27 protein-coding genes are annotated in these 20,675 nt (G+C 72.0%); 8 read left to right on the forward strand and 19 right to left on the reverse strand.

Annotated elements, in window-relative coordinates:
• Positions 1 to 24 precede the first annotated feature (24 nt).
• Positions 25 to 1,383, forward strand: a complete 1,359-nt coding sequence (locus Q5425_RS01690; protein WP_308670241.1) for a glutamine synthetase family protein — start codon at positions 25 to 27, stop codon at positions 1,381 to 1,383.
• Here the strand turns inward: Q5425_RS01690 and Q5425_RS01695 are convergent.
• The 7 genes from Q5425_RS01695 to Q5425_RS01725 all read right to left on the reverse strand — a co-directional run bounded on the left by Q5425_RS01695 (position 1,375) and on the right by Q5425_RS01725 (position 7,786).
• Positions 1,375 to 2,037 carry a peptidoglycan recognition family protein gene (locus tag Q5425_RS01695; RefSeq protein ID WP_308670242.1) on the reverse strand — a complete coding sequence of 221 codons (663 nt, stop codon included), beginning with the start codon at positions 2,035 to 2,037 and terminating at the stop codon, positions 1,375 to 1,377. The two genes, Q5425_RS01690 and Q5425_RS01695, sit on opposite strands and share 9 nt — an antisense overlap.
• Before the next feature lie 46 nt (positions 2,038 to 2,083).
• Positions 2,084 to 2,635 carry a Uma2 family endonuclease gene (locus tag Q5425_RS01700; RefSeq protein ID WP_308670291.1) on the reverse strand — a complete coding sequence of 184 codons (552 nt, stop codon included), beginning with the start codon at positions 2,633 to 2,635 and terminating at the stop codon, positions 2,084 to 2,086.
• 51 nt (positions 2,636 to 2,686) lie between these two features.
• Positions 2,687 to 3,478, reverse strand: a complete 792-nt coding sequence (trpA, locus tag Q5425_RS01705) for a tryptophan synthase subunit alpha (protein ID WP_308670243.1) — start codon at positions 3,476 to 3,478, stop codon at positions 2,687 to 2,689.
• Positions 3,475 to 4,686 carry a tryptophan synthase subunit beta gene (gene trpB, locus Q5425_RS01710; protein WP_308670244.1) on the reverse strand — a complete coding sequence of 404 codons (1,212 nt, stop codon included), beginning with the start codon at positions 4,684 to 4,686 and terminating at the stop codon, positions 3,475 to 3,477. The genes trpA and trpB overlap by 4 nt, the downstream gene beginning before the upstream one ends.
• Positions 4,683 to 5,492: an indole-3-glycerol phosphate synthase TrpC gene (gene trpC / locus Q5425_RS01715; protein ID WP_308670245.1), complete on the reverse strand. Its 810-nt coding sequence runs from the start codon at positions 5,490 to 5,492 to the stop codon at positions 4,683 to 4,685. Before trpC ends, trpB begins: the two co-directional genes overlap by 4 nt.
• Before the next feature lie 124 nt (positions 5,493 to 5,616).
• The gene (locus Q5425_RS01720) at positions 5,617 to 6,144 is read right to left on the reverse strand and encodes a Trp biosynthesis-associated membrane protein (protein WP_308670292.1); all 528 of its coding nucleotides are present in this window, start codon (positions 6,142 to 6,144) and stop codon (positions 5,617 to 5,619) included.
• Between the two features lie 82 nt (positions 6,145 to 6,226).
• The gene (locus Q5425_RS01725; RefSeq protein WP_308670246.1) at positions 6,227 to 7,786 is read right to left on the reverse strand and encodes an anthranilate synthase component I; all 1,560 of its coding nucleotides are present in this window, start codon (positions 7,784 to 7,786) and stop codon (positions 6,227 to 6,229) included.
• 95 nt (positions 7,787 to 7,881) lie between these two features.
• On the opposite strand from Q5425_RS01725, the gene Q5425_RS01730 reads away from it, so the two are divergent.
• Entirely contained in the window at positions 7,882 to 8,496 is a 615-nt protein-coding gene (locus tag Q5425_RS01730) for a TetR family transcriptional regulator (RefSeq protein ID WP_308670247.1), read from the forward strand.
• A 39-nt stretch (positions 8,497 to 8,535) separates the two neighbouring features.
• Here the strand turns inward: Q5425_RS01730 and Q5425_RS01735 are convergent, their stop codons facing one another.
• On the reverse strand, positions 8,536 to 9,543 hold the full coding sequence (locus tag Q5425_RS01735) for a DUF3592 domain-containing protein (RefSeq protein ID WP_308670248.1): 1,008 nt from the start codon (positions 9,541 to 9,543) through the stop codon (positions 8,536 to 8,538).
• A 232-nt stretch (positions 9,544 to 9,775) separates the two neighbouring features.
• Here Q5425_RS01735 and Q5425_RS01740 point away from each other — a divergent pair, with 232 nt between their 5' ends.
• On the forward strand, positions 9,776 to 10,567 hold the full coding sequence (locus Q5425_RS01740; RefSeq protein WP_308670249.1) for a Scr1 family TA system antitoxin-like transcriptional regulator: 792 nt from the start codon (positions 9,776 to 9,778) through the stop codon (positions 10,565 to 10,567).
• A gap of 116 nt (positions 10,568 to 10,683) precedes the next feature.
• Here the strand turns inward: Q5425_RS01740 and Q5425_RS01745 are convergent, their stop codons facing one another.
• Genes Q5425_RS01745 through hisF form a run of 5 tightly spaced genes read right to left on the reverse strand, consistent with a single transcriptional unit; the run spans position 10,684 to position 13,088 of the window.
• A complete protein-coding gene (locus Q5425_RS01745) occupies positions 10,684 to 11,214 on the reverse strand; it encodes a hypothetical protein (protein WP_308670250.1) in 531 nt (176 codons plus the stop codon).
• Between the two features lie 8 nt (positions 11,215 to 11,222).
• Complete coding sequence (locus Q5425_RS01750; protein WP_308670251.1) at positions 11,223 to 11,585, reverse strand: DUF1304 domain-containing protein; 363 nt, start codon at positions 11,583 to 11,585, stop codon at positions 11,223 to 11,225.
• Entirely contained in the window at positions 11,582 to 11,944 is a 363-nt protein-coding gene (gene hisI / locus Q5425_RS01755; RefSeq protein WP_308670252.1) for a phosphoribosyl-AMP cyclohydrolase, read from the reverse strand. The genes Q5425_RS01750 and hisI overlap by 4 nt, the downstream gene beginning before the upstream one ends.
• Complete coding sequence (locus Q5425_RS01760) at positions 11,941 to 12,318, reverse strand: hypothetical protein (RefSeq protein ID WP_308670253.1); 378 nt, start codon at positions 12,316 to 12,318, stop codon at positions 11,941 to 11,943. Before Q5425_RS01760 ends, hisI begins: the two co-directional genes overlap by 4 nt.
• A complete protein-coding gene (hisF, locus tag Q5425_RS01765; protein WP_308670254.1) occupies positions 12,315 to 13,088 on the reverse strand; it encodes an imidazole glycerol phosphate synthase subunit HisF in 774 nt (257 codons plus the stop codon). Before hisF ends, Q5425_RS01760 begins: the two co-directional genes overlap by 4 nt.
• 117 nt (positions 13,089 to 13,205) lie before the next feature.
• Between hisF and Q5425_RS01770 the strand changes: the two genes are divergently transcribed.
• From Q5425_RS01770 to Q5425_RS01780, 3 genes are all read left to right on the forward strand, one after another.
• Complete coding sequence (locus tag Q5425_RS01770) at positions 13,206 to 14,378, forward strand: phytase (RefSeq protein ID WP_308670293.1); 1,173 nt, start codon at positions 13,206 to 13,208, stop codon at positions 14,376 to 14,378.
• Positions 14,379 to 14,443: 65 nt separating this feature from the next.
• Positions 14,444 to 14,941: a SigE family RNA polymerase sigma factor gene (locus Q5425_RS01775; RefSeq protein WP_308670255.1), complete on the forward strand. Its 498-nt coding sequence runs from the start codon at positions 14,444 to 14,446 to the stop codon at positions 14,939 to 14,941.
• Positions 14,938 to 15,906 carry a hypothetical protein gene (locus Q5425_RS01780; protein WP_308670256.1) on the forward strand — a complete coding sequence of 323 codons (969 nt, stop codon included), beginning with the start codon at positions 14,938 to 14,940 and terminating at the stop codon, positions 15,904 to 15,906. The genes Q5425_RS01775 and Q5425_RS01780 overlap by 4 nt, the downstream gene beginning before the upstream one ends.
• Here Q5425_RS01780 and Q5425_RS01785 read toward each other — a convergent pair.
• Positions 15,896 to 16,834, reverse strand: a complete 939-nt coding sequence (locus Q5425_RS01785) for a hypothetical protein (protein WP_308670257.1) — start codon at positions 16,832 to 16,834, stop codon at positions 15,896 to 15,898. The genes Q5425_RS01780 and Q5425_RS01785 overlap by 11 nt on opposite strands.
• Before the next feature lie 131 nt (positions 16,835 to 16,965).
• Between Q5425_RS01785 and Q5425_RS01790 the strand changes: the two genes are divergently transcribed.
• On the forward strand, positions 16,966 to 17,532 hold the full coding sequence (locus tag Q5425_RS01790; RefSeq protein ID WP_308670258.1) for a putative glycolipid-binding domain-containing protein: 567 nt from the start codon (positions 16,966 to 16,968) through the stop codon (positions 17,530 to 17,532).
• Positions 17,529 to 17,915, forward strand: a complete 387-nt coding sequence (locus Q5425_RS01795; protein ID WP_308670259.1) for a PPOX class F420-dependent oxidoreductase — start codon at positions 17,529 to 17,531, stop codon at positions 17,913 to 17,915. The genes Q5425_RS01790 and Q5425_RS01795 overlap by 4 nt, the downstream gene beginning before the upstream one ends.
• On the opposite strand, the gene Q5425_RS01800 is transcribed toward Q5425_RS01795, so the two are convergent.
• The 5 genes from Q5425_RS01800 to Q5425_RS01820 form a co-directional block, all read right to left on the reverse strand.
• Positions 17,899 to 18,375, reverse strand: a complete 477-nt coding sequence (locus tag Q5425_RS01800) for a GNAT family N-acetyltransferase (protein WP_308670260.1) — start codon at positions 18,373 to 18,375, stop codon at positions 17,899 to 17,901. The two genes, Q5425_RS01795 and Q5425_RS01800, sit on opposite strands and share 17 nt — an antisense overlap.
• 48 nt (positions 18,376 to 18,423) lie before the next feature.
• Positions 18,424 to 18,765, reverse strand: coding sequence for a DUF1330 domain-containing protein (locus Q5425_RS01805; protein ID WP_308670261.1), 342 nt, complete (start codon positions 18,763 to 18,765; stop codon positions 18,424 to 18,426).
• A 56-nt stretch (positions 18,766 to 18,821) separates the two neighbouring features.
• Positions 18,822 to 19,415, reverse strand: coding sequence for a TetR family transcriptional regulator (locus tag Q5425_RS01810; RefSeq protein WP_308670262.1), 594 nt, complete (start codon positions 19,413 to 19,415; stop codon positions 18,822 to 18,824).
• 96 nt (positions 19,416 to 19,511) lie between these two features.
• On the reverse strand, positions 19,512 to 19,922 hold the full coding sequence (locus Q5425_RS01815; protein WP_308670263.1) for a VOC family protein: 411 nt from the start codon (positions 19,920 to 19,922) through the stop codon (positions 19,512 to 19,514).
• A 47-nt stretch (positions 19,923 to 19,969) separates the two neighbouring features.
• The gene (locus Q5425_RS01820; RefSeq protein ID WP_308670264.1) at positions 19,970 to 20,599 is read right to left on the reverse strand and encodes a helix-turn-helix domain-containing protein; all 630 of its coding nucleotides are present in this window, start codon (positions 20,597 to 20,599) and stop codon (positions 19,970 to 19,972) included.
• Positions 20,600 to 20,675 lie beyond the last annotated feature (76 nt).

Consider the following 20,675-nt stretch of genomic DNA (forward strand, 5'->3'; position numbering starts at 1 on the left):
CCAGTGAACAGCGACGGGGGCAGGATGAGCCAGCTCGATCGGGCCGAACTCGCGCAGCAGGGCGCGCTCCGGGCCGACGGCCTGCGCGCCGCCGGTGTGGAGCTCGTCGCGCTGACCTTCGTGGACAACAGCGGCATCACGCGGGTGAAGGCCGTCCCGGTGGACCGGCTGTGGTCGGCGGCGGCGTGGGGCGTCGGCGCGTCGAAGTCGGCCGACTTCTTCCTGGCCACCGACGACATCGTGGGCGGCACGCATTCGCGCGGCCCGGTCGGTGACCTGCGGCTGCACCCGGATCTCGACGCGCTCGTGCCGCTGGCCGCGCAGCCCGGCTGGGCGTGGGCGCCGGCGTGGCGGTACGACCAGGAAGGCGAGCCGCACCCGCAGGACGCACGGGCGCTGGCCGCGGCCGCGACGGCCCGGCTCGCGGAGCTGGGCTACAACGCGCGGACGGCGTTCGAGATCGAGTGGGTGATCACGGCGGCCGACGCGCCGGACGACCCGCGCTCGGCCACCGCGGGCCCGGCCTACGGCTTCGCGCGGCTTTCGTCGCAGGCGGGTTACCTGCGCAAGCTGGTGTCCACATTGGCCGCGCAGGGGGTCGCGGTGGAACAGGTCCACCCGGAGTACGCGGCCGGGCAGTTCGAGGTGTCGGTGGCGGCCGGCGACCCGGTGCGCGCGGCGGACGTCGCGGTGCTGACGCGCGAGACCATCCGGACGGTCAGCGAGCAGTACGGGCTGCGGGCGTCGTTCACGCCGAAGTTCGCCCCGGACGGCGTCGGCAACGGCGGTCACGTCCACCTGAGCCTCTGGGACGGCGACCGCAACCTGTGCGCCGGCGGCGACCGGCGGTTCGGCCTCACGGAGACGGCGGAGTCGTTCGGCGCCGGCATTCTGTCCCGGCTGCCGGCGCTGCTGGCGATCGGCGCGCCTTCGGTGGTCAGCTACCTGCGGCTGCAACCGCACCACTGGGCCGGGGTGTTCCGCGTGTGGGGCCTGGAGAACCGCGAGGCGCCGCTGCGGCTGGTCCAGGGCCCGGCCGGGCAGCGCGAGCGGGCGGCGAACTTCGAGGTCAAGTGCTTCGACCTGACGGCCAACCCGTACCTGGTCGTGGCCGCGCTGATCTTCGCGGGCCTGGCCGGGCTCGAGGCCCGGGAGAGCTTGCCGGAGCCGGTCGACGTCGACCCCGGAACGCTCCCCTCACCCGAGCGGCTGCCGACCTCGCTGGCCGACGCCGTGACGGCGTTCGAAGCGGACCCGGCGTTGACGTCGGCGTTCGGCCCGGAGCTGGCGGCAACGCTGGCGGACGTCCGCCGCGGCGAGCTCGACCGGCTCGGCGACCTGCCGCCGGACGAGCTGTGCGCCGTGATGCGGTACCTACATTGACTTGAGCGCCTTGGCGACCTCGCTGCGCAGCTGCGGCAGTTTCGCGTAGAGGCGGTCGCCGGGGCACTCGGTGTTGTAGAAGTCGCGGTGGCCCTTGATCTCTTCGACCGGGATGCCGTACTGGCGGCAGATGTAAGCGCAGAAGACGACGAGCGAGGCGAACTGCGTCTCGGGCGGCTCGACGCTGGTGTAGAGGCCTTCGTTTTCGATGCCGATGGCGTTGGTGTTCTGCCCGGGGCAGTGCGCGCCCTGGACCATGGTGGCGCGGCCCCGCAGGGCGTCGAGGCTGCCGTGCCGCCCTTCGAGCCGGTACCCGCCGCGGCTGACGGTGAAGTGCTGCCCGGTGTCGGACCAGCCGTTGTTGTCGATGTGGTCGTGCTGGTCGTCGCGCGCGACCTGGAAGGCGTGCGCGAGCGAGTAGTCGGTGCTGTTGGCGCTCGCGATGTGGTGGATGAGGATCCGGTCGGCGGGGTGGTCGAGCGTGGTGAGCACATCGGCGGGCGGCCGCGCGCCCCACTCGGCACAGCCGTAGATCCGCGGCTCGGTTCCCGCGGCCCGTGCGGTTCGCGGGAGGACCAGGCCGGTGGCACCGGCGACGGCCAGGCCGGCGGCGCCGCGGAGGAAGGTGCGCCGCGGGAGGTGTGCGATGTCCATGGGTGGACTTTGGCGCGGCGGCGTACAGCTTTCGTACAAAAGCCGGTCAGGCGAGGCGGATTGTGACGTTGAAGGGCCGGGTGAGCTCGATATCCGTTTCGCCGCTCTTGGCGATGGGTTCGTACTCGTCGCCTTGGAGCTCGAACAGTGTCGCCACAGCCGGTTCGAGCGGCTCGACCTGCAGGTAGTAAGGGATCAGGGCTTCGGCGTAGAGGGCTCGCTTGAGAACCCGGTCCTGGACCTTGGTCGACGGTGAAGTGATCTCCGCGACAAGCAGGACGTCGCTCGCCGAGTAGGCGATGGTGTCGCCCCCAGGGCAGTTGAGGATCACCAGGTCGGGGGTCAGCAGTCGCTTCGTTCCGAGGCGCACGTTCACGCCGGGCAGGAGCTCGGTGCCATCCGGCAGCGCGGGCACGAAGGCGCATTGGAGCTTCCCGAGGAGCCGCTGGTGCTCCAGCCCAGGCCATGGGCTCACGAGGAGCACACCGTCAACGAGTTCGATCCGCTGCATCAAGGTTTGTTCCTCGGGCAGGGCACGAACGTCTTCGACTGTCCAGCCGTCCGGTGGCGGCGGCTTGAAGAACGCGTTGTGGATCATCACACGAGGAGTATGCAGACCGCCACCGACAGTTCTGATCGGGCGATGGTGTCACGCAGGTGTGACGGCCCGCCGCACACCGTCCGCCAGCTCCGCCGACAGCGCACGCACCCCCGAAGCACCCTCGGCCGCCGCCGTGACCAGAGCCGAACCCACGATCACCGCGTCCGCGAACGACGCCACCTCGGCCGCCTGGTCGCCCGACCGGACGCCCAGACCGACGCCGATCGGCAGCGGAGTGTGGACCCGCGTGCGGCGGACCAGCTCCTCGGCCCCCGCGCCCACCTGGTCACGGGCACCCGTCACGCCCATCACCGCGGTCGCGTAGATGAACCCCGACGACGCCGCCGCCGTGAGCGCGAGCCGCTCCTCCGACGACGAAGGTGCCACCAGGAACGTCCGGTCCAGGCCGTGCTCTTCGGACGCCGTCATCCACGACGAGGCCTCGTCCGGGATCAGGTCCGGCGTGATCAGCCCGAGCCCGCCCGCCGAAGCGAGGTCGCGGGCGAAGCGGTCGACGCCGTAGCGGTTCACCGGGTTCCAGTACGTCATCACCACCGCGCGGCCGCCGCGGGCCGAGATCGACTCGACCACCTCGAACACGTGCTTGAGGCGGAAGCCGTTGTCGAGCGCCGTCACCGAGGCGGCCTGGATCGTCGGGCCGTCCATCACCGGGTCCGAATACGGGACGCCGACCTCGATGAGGTCCGCGCCGCCGTCGACGCACGCCGCGATCAGGTCCTTCGAACCCGCCACCGTGGGGAACCCGGCCGGGAGGTAGCCGATCAGCGCGGCGCGGCCCTCCGCGCGCGTCGTCGCGAAGAGGTCGTCCAGCCCGCTCATTCGTTCACCAGTCCGAACCACTTGGCCGCCGTGTCCATGTCCTTGTCGCCGCGGCCCGAGAGGTTGACCACGATCAGACCGTCGGGGCCCAGCTCGCGGCCCAGGTCCAGCGCGCCGGCCAGCGCGTGCGCCGACTCGATCGCCGGGATGATGCCTTCGGTGCGGGACAGCAGCTTGAACGCGTCCATCGCCTGGGCGTCGGTGATCGGGCGGTACTCGGCGCGGCCGGTGTCCTTCAGCCACGCGTGCTCCGGGCCGACGCCCGGGTAGTCGAGCCCGGCCGAGATCGAGTGCGACTCGACCGTCTGGCCGTCCTCGTCCTGCAGCAGGTAGGTCATCGCGCCGTGCAGGTTGCCCGGGGTGCCCTTGGTCAGGGTCGCGCCGTGGCGGTTGCCCTCGATGCCTTCGCCGCCCGGCTCCAGGCCGACCAGCCGCACCGACGGGTCGTCGTAGAAGCCGGAGAAGATGCCGATCGCGTTCGACCCGCCGCCGACGCACGCCGCGACGACGTCGGGCAGGCGCCCGGCCTGTTCCAGGATCTGCTCGCGGGCCTCGGTGCCGATGACGTGGTGGAAGTTGCGCACCATCGCCGGGAACGGTGCCGGGCCGGCCGCGGTGCCGAAGAGGTAGTGCGTGGTGTCGGAGTTGGTGACCCAGTCGCGCAGTGCCTCGTTGATCGCGTCCTTCAGCGTCCGCGACCCGGTCTTGACCGGGATGACCTCGGCGCCGAGCAGCCGCATGCGGGCCACGTTCAGCGCCTGGCGCTCGGTGTCGACCTCGCCCATGTAGACGACGCAGTCGAGGTCGAGCAGCGCGCACGCGGTGGCCGTCGCGACGCCGTGCTGGCCCGCGCCGGTCTCGGCGATGACGCGCTTCTTGCCCATCCGCTTGGTGAGCAGCGCCTGGCCCAGCACGTTGTTGATCTTGTGCGAGCCGGTGTGGTTGAGGTCTTCCCGCTTGAGGAACACCCGCGCGCCGCCGGCGTGCTCGCCGAAGCGCTTGGCCTCGGTGAGCAGCGACGGGCGGCCGGCGTAGTCGCGAAGCAGGCGGTTGAACTCGTTCAGGAACTCCGGGTCGTGCCGGGCCTTGTCGTACTCGGTGGCGACCTCGTCGACGACGCCGATCAGCGCCTCCGGCATGAACCGGCCGCCGTACGGGCCGTAGTAACCGCGGTCGTCCGGGTCGTGCTTACCGTGCTCTTCCGTCACCGCGACGGCCTCGGGCAAGCGGGGTGGGATCCGGCGGTGACCAGCTTGACCAGGGAGCCCTTCGGGTCGCCGGACGCCACCAGGCCCTCGCCGACCAGCACCGCGTCGGCGCCGTGGCCCGCGTAGGACATCAGGTCGCCCGGCCCGCGAACGCCGGATTCAGCGACCTTGTAGACGTCCATCGGCAGGCCGGGGGCCAGCCGCGAGAAGACGTCCCGGTCCACTTCGAGGGTGTGCAGGTTGCGCGCGTTGACGCCGATGACCTTGGCGCCCGCCTCGAGGGCCCGGTCGGCCTCCTCGGCGTTGTGGATCTCCACCAGCGCGGTCATGCCGAGCGACTCGACGCGGTCGAGCAGCGAGACGAGCGCGTTCTGCTCCAGCGCGGCGACGATCAGCAGGACCATGTCGGCGCCGTGCAGGCGCGCTTCGTGCACCTGGTAGGGGCTGACGACGAAGTCCTTGCGCAGGATGGGGATGTCCACCGCGGCGCGGACCGCGTCCAGGTCGGCCAGCGAACCGCCGAAGCGGCGCTGTTCGGTGAGCACGCTGATCACGCGCGCCCCGCCGTCTTGGTAGTCCTTCGCCAGCGCGGCCGGGTCGGGGATGTCGGCCAGGTCGCCCTTCGAGGGGCTGCGCCGCTTGACTTCGGCGATGACGCCGATGCCGGACTCGCGCAGGGCGGCCATGACGTCGCGGGGCGCCGGGGCGGCGGCCGCGCGGACCTTCAGCTGGTCGAACGGCAGCGCGGATTCCCGCACGGCGAGATCTTCCCGCACGCCGGCGACGATGTCTTCGAGCACGCTCACCGGGCGCCCCCACCAGGGCGCGTGCTCACGGATTCACTCGCAAGGTCGCTCACAAAAACCTTCCCCTTCCCGCCGAAACGATGCTAACCCCCGCATCCGCGACGCCCGGTTCCGGGTGTGCGCGTTACTCCGAATGCCTGCCCCGGGCGTCGGTGGGATCTTCCCCTTCGGACAGGGCTTCCCACAGCTCGGCGTCGGGGTCACGGACCTTTTTCCGGGTGGCCGGAGCCGCGTACTTCGCCCCGAGCCGGGCCGCACGGGACGCACCCTTGACCGCTGTCAACCCGGCGACGGCGACGAGGATTCCCCCGAGCACGGCGAGGCCCCGCCCGAGCAGCATCTCGGTCACCGGCAGGCCGTCGGCGTAGCCGCCGAACCGCACCCCGGCGACGCCGGTCCAGACCGCCGCCGCACCCGCGAGGGCCAGCACGACGCCGAGCACGCGCCGCGCCCAGCCGCCCGTGGCCACCAGCCCGGCCACCCCGGCCAGCGCCAGCAGCGCGAGCGGGACGAGCGCGGTGGCCTGCTGCTCGCCGGTCTCGCGGTGGAGGACGGTCCCCCGCACGCCGCCGTCGCGGAACTCCGCGAACCACGTCAGCCGTGACGCACCCCACAGGGCCAGCGCGCCCAGCAGGAGCGCGGTCACGATCATCCACAGTGGACGCCTCGACGCGGTCGCCACCGGAGCGGCCGGGTCCGCGGCCGGTGAGGGAACGCCCGTGCGCTCCGGCGTGTCAGACATGGGCGGCGTCCGCGGCCGGGTCGAGGGCGCCGGCCGCCACGATCGTCTGCGCGGCGGCCACCGCCGAGAGCACGGTCCTGGCCTTGTTGAGCGATTCGGTGTCCTCGTAGTCCGGCACCGAGTCGGCGACCACCCCGCCCCCGGCCTGGACGTGCGCGATGCCGTCCTTGACCAGGGCCGTGCGGATCGCGATGGCCGTGTCGGCGTCGCCGGCGAAGTCGAGGTAGCCGACGACCCCGCCGTACAGCGCGCGGCGGACCGGCTCGAGCTCCTCGATCAGCTGCATGGCGCGGACCTTCGGCGCGCCGGACAGCGTCCCGGCCGGGAAGCACGCCGTCACCGCGTCGAACGCCGTCTTGCCTTCGGCGAGCTCGCCGGTGACGGTGGACACGATGTGCATGACGTGGCTGTAGCGCTCGATCTGGAAGAAGTCGACGACGCGCACGGTGCCCGGCTTGCAGACCTTGCCGAGGTCGTTGCGGCCGAGGTCGACGAGCATCAGGTGCTCGGCGCGCTCCTTCTCGTCGGCCAGGAGGTCCTTGGCCAGCTGCGCGTCCTCTTCGGGGTCGGCGCCGCGCCAGCGGGTGCCCGCGATCGGGTGCGTGGTCGCGCGCCCGTCCCGCACGGTGACCAGGGATTCGGGGCTGGAGCCGACGATGTCGAAGCCTTCCAGCCGCAGGAGGTACATGTACGGGCTCGGGTTGGACGTCCGGAGCACGCGGTAGATGTCGATCGCGTCGGCGGCCGTCGGGATCTCGAATCGTTGCGACGGCACGATCTGGAACGCTTCCCCGGCCTTGATCGCCTCGACGGCCTTCTCGACGGCGGCGTGGAAGTCCGCTTTCGAGCGCTTCCGGGTGAATTCCGGCACGGGCCGGTCGAACGCGGCGACGGTGGCGGGCGCGGCCACCTGCAGCTGCTCGGTCATGGCGCTCAGCCGGGCGACGGCGTCGTTGTAGGCCGCGTCCACGCGCTCGGGCGAGTCGTCCCAGTTGACGGCGTTCGCGATGAGCGTGACCGTGCCCTCGTGGTGGTCGAAGGCCGCGAGGTCGGTGGCCAGGAGCATGGTCAGCTCGGGGATGTCGAGGTCGCGCTCGGCCAGCTCCGGCAGCCGTTCCAGCCAGCGCACGGCGTCGTAGCCGATGTAGCCGACCATGCCGCCGGTCAGCGGGGGCAGGCCGGGCAGCGGCTCGGTGTGCAGGGCTTCGATGGTCTCGCGCAGGACGTTCAGCGGGTTGCCTTCGCTGGGCAGGCCGACCGGCGGGGTGCCGGTCCAGACCGCTTCGCCGTCGCGGACGGTGAGCGCGGCCGGGCTGCGGACGCCGATGAACGACCAGCGGGTCCAGGAGGCGCCGTTCTCGGCGGACTCGAAGAGGAAGGTGCCGGGCCGGTCGGCGGCGAGCTTGCGGTACACCCCGATCGGCGTCTCGCCGTCGGCGAGGACCCGGCGCACGACCGGGATGACGCGGCGGCTCTCGGCGAGGACGCGGAAGTCCTCGCGGGACGGGCTGACCGTGCCGGGACCGGTCGAACCGGCGGATGCGCTGACCATGGACCTCATTGTGCCGCCCCGGCGGAGCACGGCCGCGGCGGGCCCGAAATTCAACGATTGTTGAATTCGGCGGGCGCTTCGGTCATGATGGGGCCGTGAGCACCACGGACAACCCCGAGACTACTGCCCGTCGCCGCGGGCGGCGGCCCGCCGGCCAGGACACCCGCACGGCGCTGATCGACGCCGCGCGGGCCGTGTTCGCCGAGAACGGCTACGACGGTGCCACCGTGCGCGCGATCGCCACCCGGGCCGGCGTCGACGCCGCGATGGTCAACCACTGGTTCGGCAGCAAGGAAGGCCTGTTCGCCCAGGCGGTCCTCGAGCTGCCGTTCGACCCGCAGGAACTGCAGCAGGCCCTGCGCAACGGCCCCGCCGACGAGCTGGGGGAACGGGTCGTCCGCACCTTCATCACCCGCTGGGACAGCGCGGGCGGCGGCGTGTTCGTGGCGCTCATCCGCAGCATCACCGGCCACGAGCAGGCCGGCCACGTGCTGCGCGACTTCTTCCAGCGGTTCTTCAGCGCGCTGATCTCCTCGATCGGCTCGGACCGCATCCCGCTGCGCATGAACCTCTGCGCGACCCAGATGGTGGGCCTGGGCATGGTCCGGTACGTGGCGAAGTTCGAGCCGCTCGCCACCGAGGACGTCGAGGTCCTGGTCCGGGCGATCGCGCCGAACCTGCAGCGCTACCTCACCGGCGAGATCGGCTGAGCCCGCGCGCGGCAGCGGGCCGCGGCCGCCGCTCGCCGGTCACCGGCGGCCCCCGCCTTCGGTGCGCAGGTTCATCGCGTAGGCCGGGACCGCGTACGGGCCGGGGCGGCGCGGGCCGTTCGGGAAGAGGACGACCATGTGCCGTCCCCAGCCGCCCACCCACGCGAGCCGGTCGGTGAAGTCCGCCAGTGCGTTGGCCCCGTGCGTCGAGGACACCGCACGCAGCACGATCCCGGTGCCCTCGCGGTAGCGGACGTGGATTTCCGGCGGCGGCCGCCTCAGCGACTTGCCGGTGCCGGGGAAGACGCGCACGACGTCGACCGTTGCGTTCCGCCACCCGGTGGCCGCGACCGCGCGGGCCCGGCGCCACCAGCCCACCGCGGCCCAGGCGGCGAACAGCGTCCCGAGCGAGCCGGCCACGATCGAGACGATGCCGAGGTTGACGGCGAACTGGTCCTCGTTCTCTTCTTTTGTGGTGCGCACCCGGTCCGGATCGGCGCGGTCGTAGATCACGGTGACTTTCTCGCCGGCGGCGTACGAGTCCTTCGAGCCGCGGACGATCTTCGCGGTCCGCGTGCCGTAGCGCACCTGGAACGTCATCCGGCCCCGGGTGAGGTTCTGCACGGAAACGACCTCGCCGGAGGTCCGGGCGCCGGTCGCGAGGAGCTCGTCGGCGGCGCGGTCGAGCAGGACCAGACCGGTGACCCCGCTCCCGGCCAGTGCCACCCAGATGAGGACGAGCGCCACGCCGTGACGGGCGAACCGGCGCAGCCGCCCGGTTTCGGAGGTGAAGTCGATCCGGCGGTCGTGGTCGTGACCGGTCGGCGGCGGCAGCCAGCCCCCGAAACCGTTCGTGCTCGTGGTGGCGCGCCGGCGCCGGACGCCGAGAACCACCAAAGCGGCAGCTGCCGTGAACCCGACCACGAAGGCGGGAGTCATCCCGTAAGCCGCCACCACCTCCGGGGAAAAGGCGAAGACGGCCACCACGGCGGCCGGGAGGGCGAACCACACCCACCGCCGCTTGACGAAACCGCCGAAGGGATCCATCAGGCGAGCTTAGAAGCCTTGGGCAGCACGGATGCTGCGAGAAAAGGCACAGGACGGCGAGGCAACCGGACGGCCCCGCCGGGCGTGCAAGTGAGCAGGGCCGCGAGTCACCCGAATGGCAGTTCGTCGCAATTCGCGGACACCATTCGCACATTCGGGGAATCGACGGGATTCGTATTATCGGCTCATGAAGCCGACGTCTTCGGGCCCCGCCGCAAGAACTCTCGCTGTTGTGTTGCGCGAAGAGCGCGAAGCACGGAAAGTCGGCCTACGCGTTCTCGCCGACAAGCTGGGGATCCTTCCCCAGCTTCTGTCGGTGTGGGAGAAGGGCTATCGCTTGCCGAGCGTCGAGGACGTGTCGGCGATTCCCGCTCTGCTGGGTGTCACCGGCGAGAAGCGGGACCGGATCCGAACTCTAGCCCGACACGCCCGCGAACCGAACTGGCTCGCGTCGAGTAGCGCCCTCACCGGGTTGCTTACCTTCGAGAGGGGAGCCGCCGAGATCACCACGTGGTCGCCCTTGCTCATTCCCGGACTTCTGCAAACGCCCGACTACACCCGGGCGATCATGGACGCCTCCTCGATCGCGGTGGAGGAAGCCGACAAGCGGGTGCGCATCAGGCTCCAGCGGCAGTCGATCCTCACGCGACGGGAACCGGTCGTCCTGCGCGCCCTGATCGGCGAATGGGCGCTCCGCGAAAACATCGGCAACCCGGACATCATGTCTGATCAAACCGATCATCTGCTCGCCATGGCGAAGCGCCCGAATGTTTCCGTGCGCATTGTCCCGGCCGGAGCCGGTTACCACCCCGGCCTGGTGGGACCGTTCGAGATCTATGAGTTCGCCGGTTCGCCACCGATCACCTTGGCGGAAAGCATCGAGGCATGTGCTTTCCTCCACGAGAGCGGGCAAACCCTCACTTACCAGCGAGTTGCGAAGTTGCTAGGCGGGCGAGCGCTGAGCGATGCCGCCTCCCGGCAACTGCTCGAAGAAGCTGGGCATCGGCAGGAGGCGTCCACCTGACCCCGGCAACGTCTCTGATCGTGGGCCGGTCGTGGGCGTGCGGGACACCAAGGCCCGGCGGGCCGGTCAGCTGACCGTCTCCGCCCAGGCTGGCGTTCCGTTCTCGACCGCCTGGCTCACGATTCCGGCAGCCACCGGTAGGTTCCGGCGCGCGCGGCGAACACCACCGGCTTCTCCCGCCAGGGCGGCTTGGGCGGGATGAGCACGGTCATCGCGCCGGGCCCGGACCCGGCGACGAGGGCCGGCAGCCCCGGCAGCTCCGAGATCGCCCGCACCGCGCTCCCGGATTCCCGCAGCCGGAGATCGATGCGGCTGCCGTCGGAGAACCGCACGGCGGCGGTGCCCGTCGGTGCCGTCCCGGTCGTGCTGACCCCGGTGACCGTCACCGTCGCGGTGCGCCACCCCGTCCGGCGGACGGCGTCCGCCTGCCGGGCGCGGAAGAAACTCCAGTAGCCGGGGACAGCAGCGAGGGCGAGGAGCCCGAACGCGGGCACCGGGAGACCGGAGAACAGGAAGACCCCGGCGACCAGCACCGCCACGACGGTGGAAACCACGAACCGCCGGAGGCTCGCGTCCAGCCTCGCCGTGCCCCAGGCCGCCCATTCCGGCTCGCCCGGCTCCTTCGGCGGCAACCAGTCCCCGGCCAATGGGGTGCCTACCGTGCCAGCAGGAGCGCGATGAGCGCCAGCGCGGCGGGGAGCACCTGCACGAAGAGGATCCGCTTGCTGGCCGTCGCGGCTCCGTAGAGGCCCGCGATGATCACGCAGACGAGGCCGTACAGCTTGAGCTGGAACCCGGTCGGGTCGCTCGCGATGAGGCCCCACACCAGCGCGAGCGCCAGGAAGCCGTTGTACAGCCCCTGGTTCGCGGCGAGGGTCTTGCTCTCTTCCGCGAACTCCTTCGTCGTGCCGAACGCGGCGCGGGCCCGGGGCGTCGTCCAGAGGAACATCTCCAGGACGACGATGTAGACGTGGATCAGGGCGACGAGCCCGACCAGGATGTCGGCGACGAGGGTCACGCGAGCTCTTTCTCTTCGGCCAGGAGCAGGCGCTCCTCGGTGTCGAAACAGGTGTGCGTGCCGGTGTGGCAGGCCGGGCCGGTCTGGTCGACGCGCAGCAGGACGGTATCGCCGTCGCAGTCGATCCGCACTTCGCGGACGTGCTGGTAGTGCCCGGACGTCTCGCCCTTGACCCACAGCTTGGCGCGGCTGCGCGACCAGTACGTGCCGCGGCGGGTGGCGAGGGTGGCGGCGAGGGCGTCGTCGTTCATCCAGGCCATCATCAGCACGTCCGAAGTGGCGTGCTCGACGACGACCGCGGCGATCAGGCCGTCGGCGTTGCGCTTGAGGCGCGCCGAGACGGCCGGGTCGAGGGTCATGCTTGTGCTCCCAGGATGTGCCGCTTGAGCGGCATCGAATTCAGCAGGACGAACGCGTAGCCGTAGCCGGCGAAGGACAGGCCGGAGAACAGCTTGTTGAACCACAGCTCGGCACCGAGCAGCAGGAACGCGTGCAGCACCGCGAACACCACGACGACGACCAGGCCGCCGATCCGCGCGCTGCCGTGCTTGAGGACCAGCCCGGTGGTCACGACCGCGCCGAGGATCAGCGCGAGCGCGGGCATCCGGTAGATGGCCAGGCCCGCCCCGGCGCCGAGCACCGGGACCAGGTCGAGCAGCGCCCACGCGACGGGCAGCCCGACCAGCAGGCCGGCGGTCACCTTCACCTCGACGGGTGCCTGCCAGGACTTCACCGGACCTCGACCCCGCCTTCGCGCAGCGCGTTCTTGACGTCGCCGATCTTCAGCTGTCCGAAGTGGAACACGCTGGCGGCGAGCACGGCGTCGGCCCCGGTCCGCACGGCGGGCAGGAAGTGCTCGACGGCGCCCGCGCCGCCGCTGGCGATCACCGGGACGCGCACGGCCTTGCGCACCAGTTCGAGGAGTTCGAGGTCGAAGCCGTTCTTGGTGCCGTCGGCGTCCATGGAGTTGAGCAGGATCTCCCCGACCCCGAGCTCCTCACCGCGGGCGGCCCACTCGACGGCGTCGATCCCGGTCCCCCGGCGGCCGCCGTGGGTGGTGACCTCGAAGCCGGAGGCGGTGGGCTCGCCGCCCTCGGGCACGCGCCGGGCGTCGACGGACAGCACGATGCACTGGGCGCCGAACCGCCTCGACGCCTCGCTGAGGAATTCGGGCCGCGCGATGGCGGCGGTGTTGATGCTGACCTTGTCGGCCCCGGTCCGCAGCAGCCGGTTGACGTCGTCGTTGCTGCGCACGCCGCCCCCGACGGTCAGCGGGATGAAGACCTGCTCGGCGGTCCGCCGGACGACGTCGTAGGTGGTCTCGCGGTCCCCGGAGGAGGCGGTGACGTCGAGGAAGGTGAGCTCGTCGGCGCCTTCGGCGTCGTAGCGCCGGGCCAGCTCGACAGGGTCACCGGCGTCGCGAAGGCCGGCGAAGTTGACCCCCTTCACCACCCGGCCCGCGTCGACGTCGAGACAGGGGATCACCCGCACCGCGACAGACATGGCCATCAGCGTAGTCAAGGGGTCCGGGACCTCGGTCAATGGCACGGCCCGGCATCCGCCGTTCACCCCCCGGCCACCCGATTCGTCTAGTTTCCCCGCGTGCGCAGACTCCTTCCGGTGGCCGTCGCCGCCGCCTCCCTCCTGACCGCCGTCCCCGCTTCCGCCGCTCACCGAGACCCGGCGCCCGTCCTCCAGACCCAGGCCTTCGTCGACGATCCCGGCGCGTCCCCGGCCAACGCCGACGCCGACGATCCCGCCGTCTGGGTGCACCCGCACGACCCCGACCGCAGCGTCGTCCTCGGCGCCCTGAAGGAAGGCGGGCTCGCCGCGTTCGACCTGTCCGCGCGGACCCTGCAGCTCGTCCCCGCCGGGCCGGGCGGGCGGTTCAACAACGTCGACGTCGTCGGGGACCTGGCCGTCGTCAGCGACCGGGGCCGGGACCGCGTCCGCGTCTACCGGATCGACCCGGCGGGCGCGGCGGCCGGCGCGCACGTGCTGCGGGACGTCACCGACCCGGCCGCCGCGCCGGTGTTCTCCGCGTCGGAGTCCGAAGTGGACGAGCAGCGGACCGCCTACGGCCTGGCCGCGGGCCGGGACCCGCGCACCGGCGTCCGGTGGGTGGCGGTGACCCGGCGGCACGAAACCCGCGTGGCGCTGCTGCGGCTGGCCGACCGGCCGGGCGGCACCGTCGGCACGGTGCCGGTCGCCACCGTGGACCTGCCGTCGCGGTTCCGCCTCCCGGACGGCTCCGCCTGGTCGCCGTGCGAGGAGCCCGGCGAACGGCCGCAGCTGGAGGGCTCGGTGATCGACGGCCGGGTGCTCTACACCGCCCAGGAGGACGTCGGGATCTGGCGGATCCCGCTGACGTCCGGAGGCTTCGGACGGCCCGAATTGATCGACCGCGTGCGCTCCTTCGGCGTCCCGCAGCGCTGGGACGCGGCGGCCGAGGAGTGTGTCCCGGACGGCCCCGACCCCGGCTTCGGCGGCCGGTGGCTGACGGCCGACGCGGAAGGTCTCGCGGTGGCGGACGGCACGCTGTTCGCCTCCAGCCAGGGCGACTCGCGGTTCGTCGTGTACGGCAAGCGCGTCCGTGACCTGCGGATCGTCGCGGGCCGCGGCACGGACTCGGTCGAGCACTCCGACGGCTCGGCGATCAGCACGGCGTACCTGGGCCGCCGCTTCCCGCACGGCCTCCTGGTGGTCCACGACGGCGAGCGCCGCCCGGCGGACGGCGACCTCCCGACCACGGGCTTCGCCTTCCTCCGGCTGGAGGACGTCCTCGGCCGGTAAAACTTCCGTCCGCCGTGCAGCGGCACGGCCCCCTCGTGCGTCCACAGGGTGACGAGAGGACGCGTGTGAGCTTCGAAGAGTTCGTGGCGGAGCGGCTGGACGGGCTGCTCCGCTACGCCACCGTCCTGACGAACGATCCGCACCTGGCGCAGGACATCGTCCAGGACGTGCTGCTGCGCGTCCAGCAGCGGTGGGACGCCATCGCGACCCCGCCGGCGTACGTGCGGCGGATGGTGACCAACGAGTACCTGTCGTGGCGGCGGCGCGCGGTGCGGCGGATGGTGCCCAGCAGCCACGACGTCCTGGACGCGCTCGGCCCGCCGGCCCCCGACCCGTCGGCCGCCTACGACGAGCGGGACGCCATGCTCGGCCTGCTCGCCACGCTGCCCCGCAAGCAGCGCGCCGCCATCGTCCTGCGTTACTACGAGAACTACTCCGACGCCGAGATCGCCGCGGTCCTGCGCTGCGGCGCCTCCACCGTGCGCAGCCAGATCGCGCGGGCCCTGGCCACCCTGCGTCAGGCCCCGCACCCCACGTCCATCACCACCGGAGCCCCCGAATGACGCGCAGCGAGCACGAGACCGAGACGCTGATCCGGGAGAGCCTGGACCGCCTCGCCGCCCGCACCCCGGACGGCCACGCCGTCCGCGACGCGCTCGCGCGCGCCGGGCGGAAGCAGCGACCGGTAGCGCGGCTGGCCCTCGTCGCCGCCGCGGTCGTCGCGCTGGTCGCCGGGGTCGTCGCCGGCACCCAGCTGTTCACCACCACCGCGGTGGACCCGGCGGCCGGGCGGCCGGTGCTCGGCTACAGCCCCGGCTGGCTGCCGGCCGGCTTCACCGAGCAGTACCGCGAGGGCGGGCCCGGCACCGCGCCGCAGGTGCGGCGGTGGTTCGCCGGGGCCGCCGAAATCACGCTGTCGGCGTACTCCACCGCCGACCCGGCGTGGTCGCAGGCCGCGCTGAAGATCGCGTCGATCCGGGACCAGGTCCTGGTGCGCGGCCGGGTCGCCATGGTCACCGGCGACAGCGGGACGGCCGCGCTGCTGACCTGGCTCGCCGACGAGCAGCACGTGCTGACCGCGCAGGTCTCGGGCGTCCCGGACGCCCGCGCGGTCGCTCAGGACGTCGCCGATTCCGTCACCCCGCGCCCGGTCGGCGTCCGCGGCGAGCTGCGGTTCGGGCCGCTCCCGGCGGGGCTGGCCGAACGCTCGGCCGCGGTTCGGGGCACCGGCCCCGGCGACGCGAGCACCGAGCTGACCGCGGCGGCACCGGGCGGGCCGCCGGTCCGGGCCGCGGCCGGCGCGGGCTCGCCGGGGGTCGACGGCGCCGCGTCCGTCACCGTGCGCGGCGGGCCGGGGTTCTTGCTGCCGCCGGAGGACGGTGCCGCGACGGTCGCGGTCCGGCTGCCGTCGGGGCGCTGGCTGACGGTGACGGGCCCGCTGCCGGCGGCCGAGCTGATCGCCGTCGCGAACGGCGTCCAGCTCGACCCGGCACCGGACTACCACTGGCTCGGGCGGGCTACCAGCTGATCATCGGGAACCAGATGATCCCGAGCCTGCCCAGCACGCGGACGTCCCAGTAGAGCAGCGTGAACGTGCCGCCGACGAGCAGCGCCACGCCGGTGACGGTCGCGATCCGGGCCGGTTTCGCGGCCAGCCAGCGCTGCACGCGCCCGCCCGTGGCGTAGGTCAGGACGAGGAACAGCACCGCCATGACGACGATGTTGCCGAGCGACTGCAGCGCGAACGCGGCGGCACCGTAGAGCACGTTGTGCTGCTCGGCGGCGTCGCGGAACATGATCCGGAAGAGCGGGTACGGCCGACCGATCAGGAACCCGCCGATGAGCGCGCCCATCAGGACCAGCGGGGCGGCGGGGTGCCGGCGGGTGAAGCTCGCGAAGGGGTTGCGGAGGATGCCGAGGGCGATCAGGCCCATCAGCAGGAAGATCAGGCCGACGACCCCGAAGGCGACCATCGACTGGATGCTGCGCGGGGAGAGCCCGGTGGTCTTGGCGGTGGAGAACTGCGGCATCCGCGTCCCGACGAGCGCGACGATCACGCCGTAGACCACGGACACGGTGAGCATGCCGGCGGCGATCCAGCCGAGCGGCTTGAGCGCGCTGCGCTTCCCGCCCGCCTGGTCACCCACCAGCGGGGCGACCGCCCCGAAGGCGGCGATGTTGCAGGCGGTGAAGGAGCCGGCGAGCCCGGAGACGAACGCGAAGAGCGTCCCGGCGAGAACGCCGCTGATCGGCGTGGCTTTCGCGTCGTGGCCGAGGAGCCCGTTCGCGACGCTGTCGCCGATCACCGAGTCGACGAACGGCGCCGACCAGATCGCGGTCAGCACGAACCCCGCCAGGATCGCGGCGACGGCGATGACGGCCCGGCGCGCGGGATACGGCCCGGCGCCGAAGAAGCCCGCCTGCGGATGAACCGGTACTTGCTGGGTGACCGCCATAACGCCCTCCAGGGTGCGGGGAATCAGCCCGCAAAGCGTTTCAGACACAGCTGTCGAAACGCTTCCGCCGGGCGTGTGCGGTTTTGGCGCCGAAAGGCCTAGGCATTTTTCCCGCCCCGCTACGGTGAGGCATGTCCTTCCCCGGCCACGCCGCCTGGCGGCACGAAGACACCCGCACCGGTTTCGAGGTGACCTGGTTCCGCCGCCACGGCGGGGGCTGGGTCGCCGAAGGCGCCACGACCGCGGTCGAGGACGGCGTCGCGTGGGCCGTGCGGTACTCGCTCACCATCAGTCCGGAGTGGACACTCACCTCGGCGCGGATCGGCGGCGCCGGCGCGCGGGAGCTGGAGGTCGAAGCGGACGGCCGCGGGCACTGGCGGCTCGACGGGCGGCCCGCCCCGCACCTGGACGGCTGCCTCGACCTCGACCTCGAGTCGTCGGTGATGACGAACACCTTCCCGGTGCACCGGCTCGCCCTGCCGCCCGGCGGCCGCGCCGAGGCACCGGCCGCCTATGTGCGCGCGGCCGATTTCGGCGTCGAGCGGCTGGAGCAGACCTACGAGCACCTGACGCCGAACCGGTACCGCTACGCGGCGCCGTCGTTCGGCTTCAGCTGCGTCCTCGACTACGACGGCTGCGGCCTGATCACCCGCTACCCCGGCATCGCCGTGCGCCACCCGGCTACGGTGTGCCCATGACCTCCGAGACCGACCGGCTCGCCGCCGAGCGCTACGTCGTCCTGACCACGTTCCGGCGGGACGGGCGGGCCGTCCCCACCCCGATCTGGGTCTCCGGCCACGACGGCGAGCTCGTGCTGTCGTCGGTGCGGAAGGCCGGGAAGGTCAAGCGCATCCGCAACGACGGCCGGGTCGAAGTCCAGGCCTGCGACGTCCGCGGGCAGAAGACGCACGGCGCGAAGGTGTCCGGCCAGGCGCGGTTGCTCGACGCCGAGGGCACCGAGCGGGCCCGGCGCGCGATCGCCCGCAAGTACGGCATCGTCGGGCGCGTCACGATGTTCTTCTCGAAGCTGCGCGGCCCGGAGGACCGGACGGTCGGGATCGCCGTCAAACTGGACGGCTGAAGCTGCGGAACCCGCGCCGCAGGTAGTTCGGCAGCGCGTTCGGGTGATCGAGCGTCGAGGTGTGCAGCCAGACCCGGCGCGTCCCGGGCAGCGTCCAAGCGTCGGCGACGACGAGGGTGAGCGCGTACCCGCCGAGTCCTTTCCCGACGAATTCCGGCAGCAGCCCGAATGTGGTGATCTCGACGTCGTTCCCTTGCTGCGGCTCGAAATCCGCGGCCCCGGCGACTTCACCCCGGTACTCGACGAGCCGGTATTCCCGGCGGGGCTCGGCCAGCCAGCGCGCCCATTCGCCGTCGCCGCGGGACGCGCTCGGCCACCGGTACGGCGTCCCGATCCGGACGTGCAGCTCGCGGATCAGCGGCCCGGGTCTGCTGGCCCGGAGCGCGAGGCCGTCAACGGCCGGAGCGGGGTTGAGCTGATGGACGGCGGTCATTTCGAGCTGGGTGATGATCTCCTCCACCGCGGCAACCTACGACCACCGGGGGCGGCTGTCAGCCGCTTTTCGGCGTCAAACGGCGGCGCGCAGGGCCGCCGCCATGGCGGCGGAGTCGTGGTCGGGTCCGCAGCCCTCGACGAGGATCAGATCGCCCGGGATGTGGTCCGCGCGCAGGGCCAGGATCTCCCGGTAGGCGGGCGAGCCGTACCACTCGTGTGCCGCGGCGAGGCTCGGGAACTCGATGACCACGAGCCCGCCGGGCCAGTCGCCTTCCATGACGTGCACCGGCGCGCCGTGCACGAGGAACTTGCCGCCGTACGGATCGAGGGTCGCCTGGATGCGCTCCAGGTACTCGAAGACCTCCTCCGGCAGCACGGCGGGCGGGCGCAGGTGGGCGAGTCCGTAGGCGGTCATGGCGTTCCTTCCGTTGTCCTGGAAGGAATCTTGGCCTGCCGCCGGCGTGGGGTCGATTACCCCGGAGGTAACGCGGGCTGACCCGCGAGCAACCGATCCACCAGCGCCGTCACCAGGTCTCGCCGCTGCTCGTCGGTGAACAGGTCGGGCAGCGTCAGGCGTTCCATGATCAGCCAGTTCAGCGCCAGCCACAGCAGCACGACCATCGTGCCGTCGCCGGGCAGGCCGGACTTCTCGTGGTAGGCGACGTTGAAGTCGACGTCCGCCCGGATGCGGCGGGTCAGCACGGCACGCAGCTCCGGACGGCGGGTGGCTTCCAGCCGCAGTTCCAGCAGCGCCAGGAAACCCGTCGGGAACGCGGCCACGCGCTCGACGAGCTCGTGCATCAGCTCGGTGACCCGGGCCCGGTCGCGCGAGCCCGTCAGGCCGTCCGCGATGACCGCGTCGTCGACGAGCCGTTCGTAGACCCGCTCCCCCGCGTGCTTGAGGATCTCATCCCGGCTGGCGAAGTAGTTGGACGCCGTGCCGACCGGCACCCCGGCCTGCTGGTCGACCGCGCGGAAGGTGAGCCCGCGCGCGCCCTCGTTGGCCAGGACATCGATGGCGGCGTCGAGCAGGGCCGCCCGCCGCTCGGGATTGCGTCGCACCATGATGTTGAAACCACTCCAGACGTAGTACCGTGGCTTCGGTCAAAGTACTACGAGCGGAGTCATTGCGGTGGCGCGGGGGCCCCTCATCAGTCCGGGTCATTCGGGCGCGCCGGGCATCGCCGACGCGTCGAACGAGAGCAGTTCCCAGCTGTGGCCATCCGGGTCGTCCACAGCGCGGTTGTACAGCCAGCCCATGTCCTGAGCAGGGCGCGGCTCGGAGCCGCCCGCCTTCACCGCGGCGTCGGCCAGCCGGTCGACGTCCTCCTTCGACTCGGCGGACAGCGCCAGGATCGACTCGATCGCACCGGAGGCGACCGGCCGCGAGGTGAACCGGCCGAACTGCTCGTGCGTCATCAGCTGCACGGACACCACGTCGCCGAGGGCGACCTGCGCGGACGTCTCGTCGGTGAACTGCGGGTTGAGCACACCACCCAGCGCCAGGTAGAACGACGTGCTCGCGTCCAGGTCGGTGACCGGCAGGTTGACGTAGATCTGCGTGAAAGCCACTGGTGCTCCTCGGTTCTTGCGGCCGGCCCTTCCGGCTGGCTTCGAACCTACGGCCGCACCTCGACCTCGGTCTTGTACAGCAGCGACACCATCTCGCCGGTGGTGGGCCGCCGCAGCTGGGTCGCCGTCCGGCCGACGAACCGGGTCAGCGACCGCGCCAGATGTGGCTGGTCGTGATACCCGACCAGGTGCACGACCTCGGTCGCGGCCACGCCCTGCCGCAGCAGCATCGTGGCCTGCCGCACCCGCTCGATCTGGCGGATCATGCCCTGCGTCAGGCCCGTGGCCGCGGCGACCCGGCGCTGCACCGAGCGCGGGGTGACCAGCACAGGCCGCTCCCCGGCGACGACGTCGGTCACCAACGGGTCCCGCACCAGCAACCCCGCCCGGACCAGGCGCTCCACAAACGTCTCCGCGTTCTCGTAGGTGGGGATCTCCCACTCGCTGCCCTGCAGCACGAAGGAGCGCGGCGTCGTGTGCGGGCTCGACACGCTGCCGTCCACGAGCCCGCCCACGGGCAGGTTCCGCAGGAAGGCACCGTGCCGGAAGATCACGCCGAAGGTGCTGCCCAGCCCGCCACCCAACGGGACCACGGTGGGCCGGGTCTCGGGACCGCGGACCGACACGGTGGTGACGCCGTCCGACGCCCACACCAGCAGTTCCCAGTTCGAGTTCACGACCGACACCATGCGCTCCGGCGCGAAACCGCCCTGCCCACCATTCGGCGCCACCCGGTATACGCCCTCGACATAG

Origin of the sequence: Amycolatopsis sp. A133 (assembly GCF_031082405.1) — a bacterium.
Classification (GTDB): Bacteria; Actinomycetota; Actinomycetes; order Mycobacteriales; family Pseudonocardiaceae; genus Amycolatopsis.

What these genes read in the sequence shown, in the direction of transcription:
- Q5425_RS01690 (WP_308670241.1), top strand. Translation starts at nt 25, where the DNA reads ATGAGCCAGCTCGATCGGGCCGAACTCGCGCAGCAGGGCGCGCTCCGG.
- Q5425_RS01695 (WP_308670242.1), bottom strand. Translation starts at nt 2,037, where the DNA reads ATGGACATCGCACACCTCCCGCGGCGCACCTTCCTCCGCGGCGCCGCC.
- Q5425_RS01700 (WP_308670291.1), bottom strand. Translation starts at nt 2,635, where the DNA reads ATGATCCACAACGCGTTCTTCAAGCCGCCGCCACCGGACGGCTGGACA.
- trpA (WP_308670243.1), bottom strand. Translation starts at nt 3,478, where the DNA reads ATGAGCGGGCTGGACGACCTCTTCGCGACGACGCGCGCGGAGGGCCGC.
- Q5425_RS01720 (WP_308670292.1), bottom strand. Translation starts at nt 6,144, where the DNA reads ATGATCGTGACCGCGCTCCTGCTGGGCGCGCTGGCCCTGTGGGGTGCG.
- Q5425_RS01725 (WP_308670246.1), bottom strand. Translation starts at nt 7,786, where the DNA reads ATGGTCAGCGCATCCGCCGGTTCGACCGGTCCCGGCACGGTCAGCCCG.
- Q5425_RS01735 (WP_308670248.1), bottom strand. Translation starts at nt 9,543, where the DNA reads ATGGATCCCTTCGGCGGTTTCGTCAAGCGGCGGTGGGTGTGGTTCGCC.
- hisI (WP_308670252.1), bottom strand. Translation starts at nt 11,944, where the DNA reads ATGACCCTCGACCCGGCCGTCTCGGCGCGCCTCAAGCGCAACGCCGAC.
- hisF (WP_308670254.1), bottom strand. Translation starts at nt 13,088, where the DNA reads ATGTCTGTCGCGGTGCGGGTGATCCCCTGTCTCGACGTCGACGCGGGC.
- Q5425_RS01780 (WP_308670256.1), top strand. Translation starts at nt 14,938, where the DNA reads ATGACGCGCAGCGAGCACGAGACCGAGACGCTGATCCGGGAGAGCCTG.
- Q5425_RS01785 (WP_308670257.1), bottom strand. Translation starts at nt 16,834, where the DNA reads ATGGCGGTCACCCAGCAAGTACCGGTTCATCCGCAGGCGGGCTTCTTC.
- Q5425_RS01790 (WP_308670258.1), top strand. Translation starts at nt 16,966, where the DNA reads ATGTCCTTCCCCGGCCACGCCGCCTGGCGGCACGAAGACACCCGCACC.
- Q5425_RS01795 (WP_308670259.1), top strand. Translation starts at nt 17,529, where the DNA reads ATGACCTCCGAGACCGACCGGCTCGCCGCCGAGCGCTACGTCGTCCTG.
- Q5425_RS01805 (WP_308670261.1), bottom strand. Translation starts at nt 18,765, where the DNA reads ATGACCGCCTACGGACTCGCCCACCTGCGCCCGCCCGCCGTGCTGCCG.
- Q5425_RS01810 (WP_308670262.1), bottom strand. Translation starts at nt 19,415, where the DNA reads ATGGTGCGACGCAATCCCGAGCGGCGGGCGGCCCTGCTCGACGCCGCC.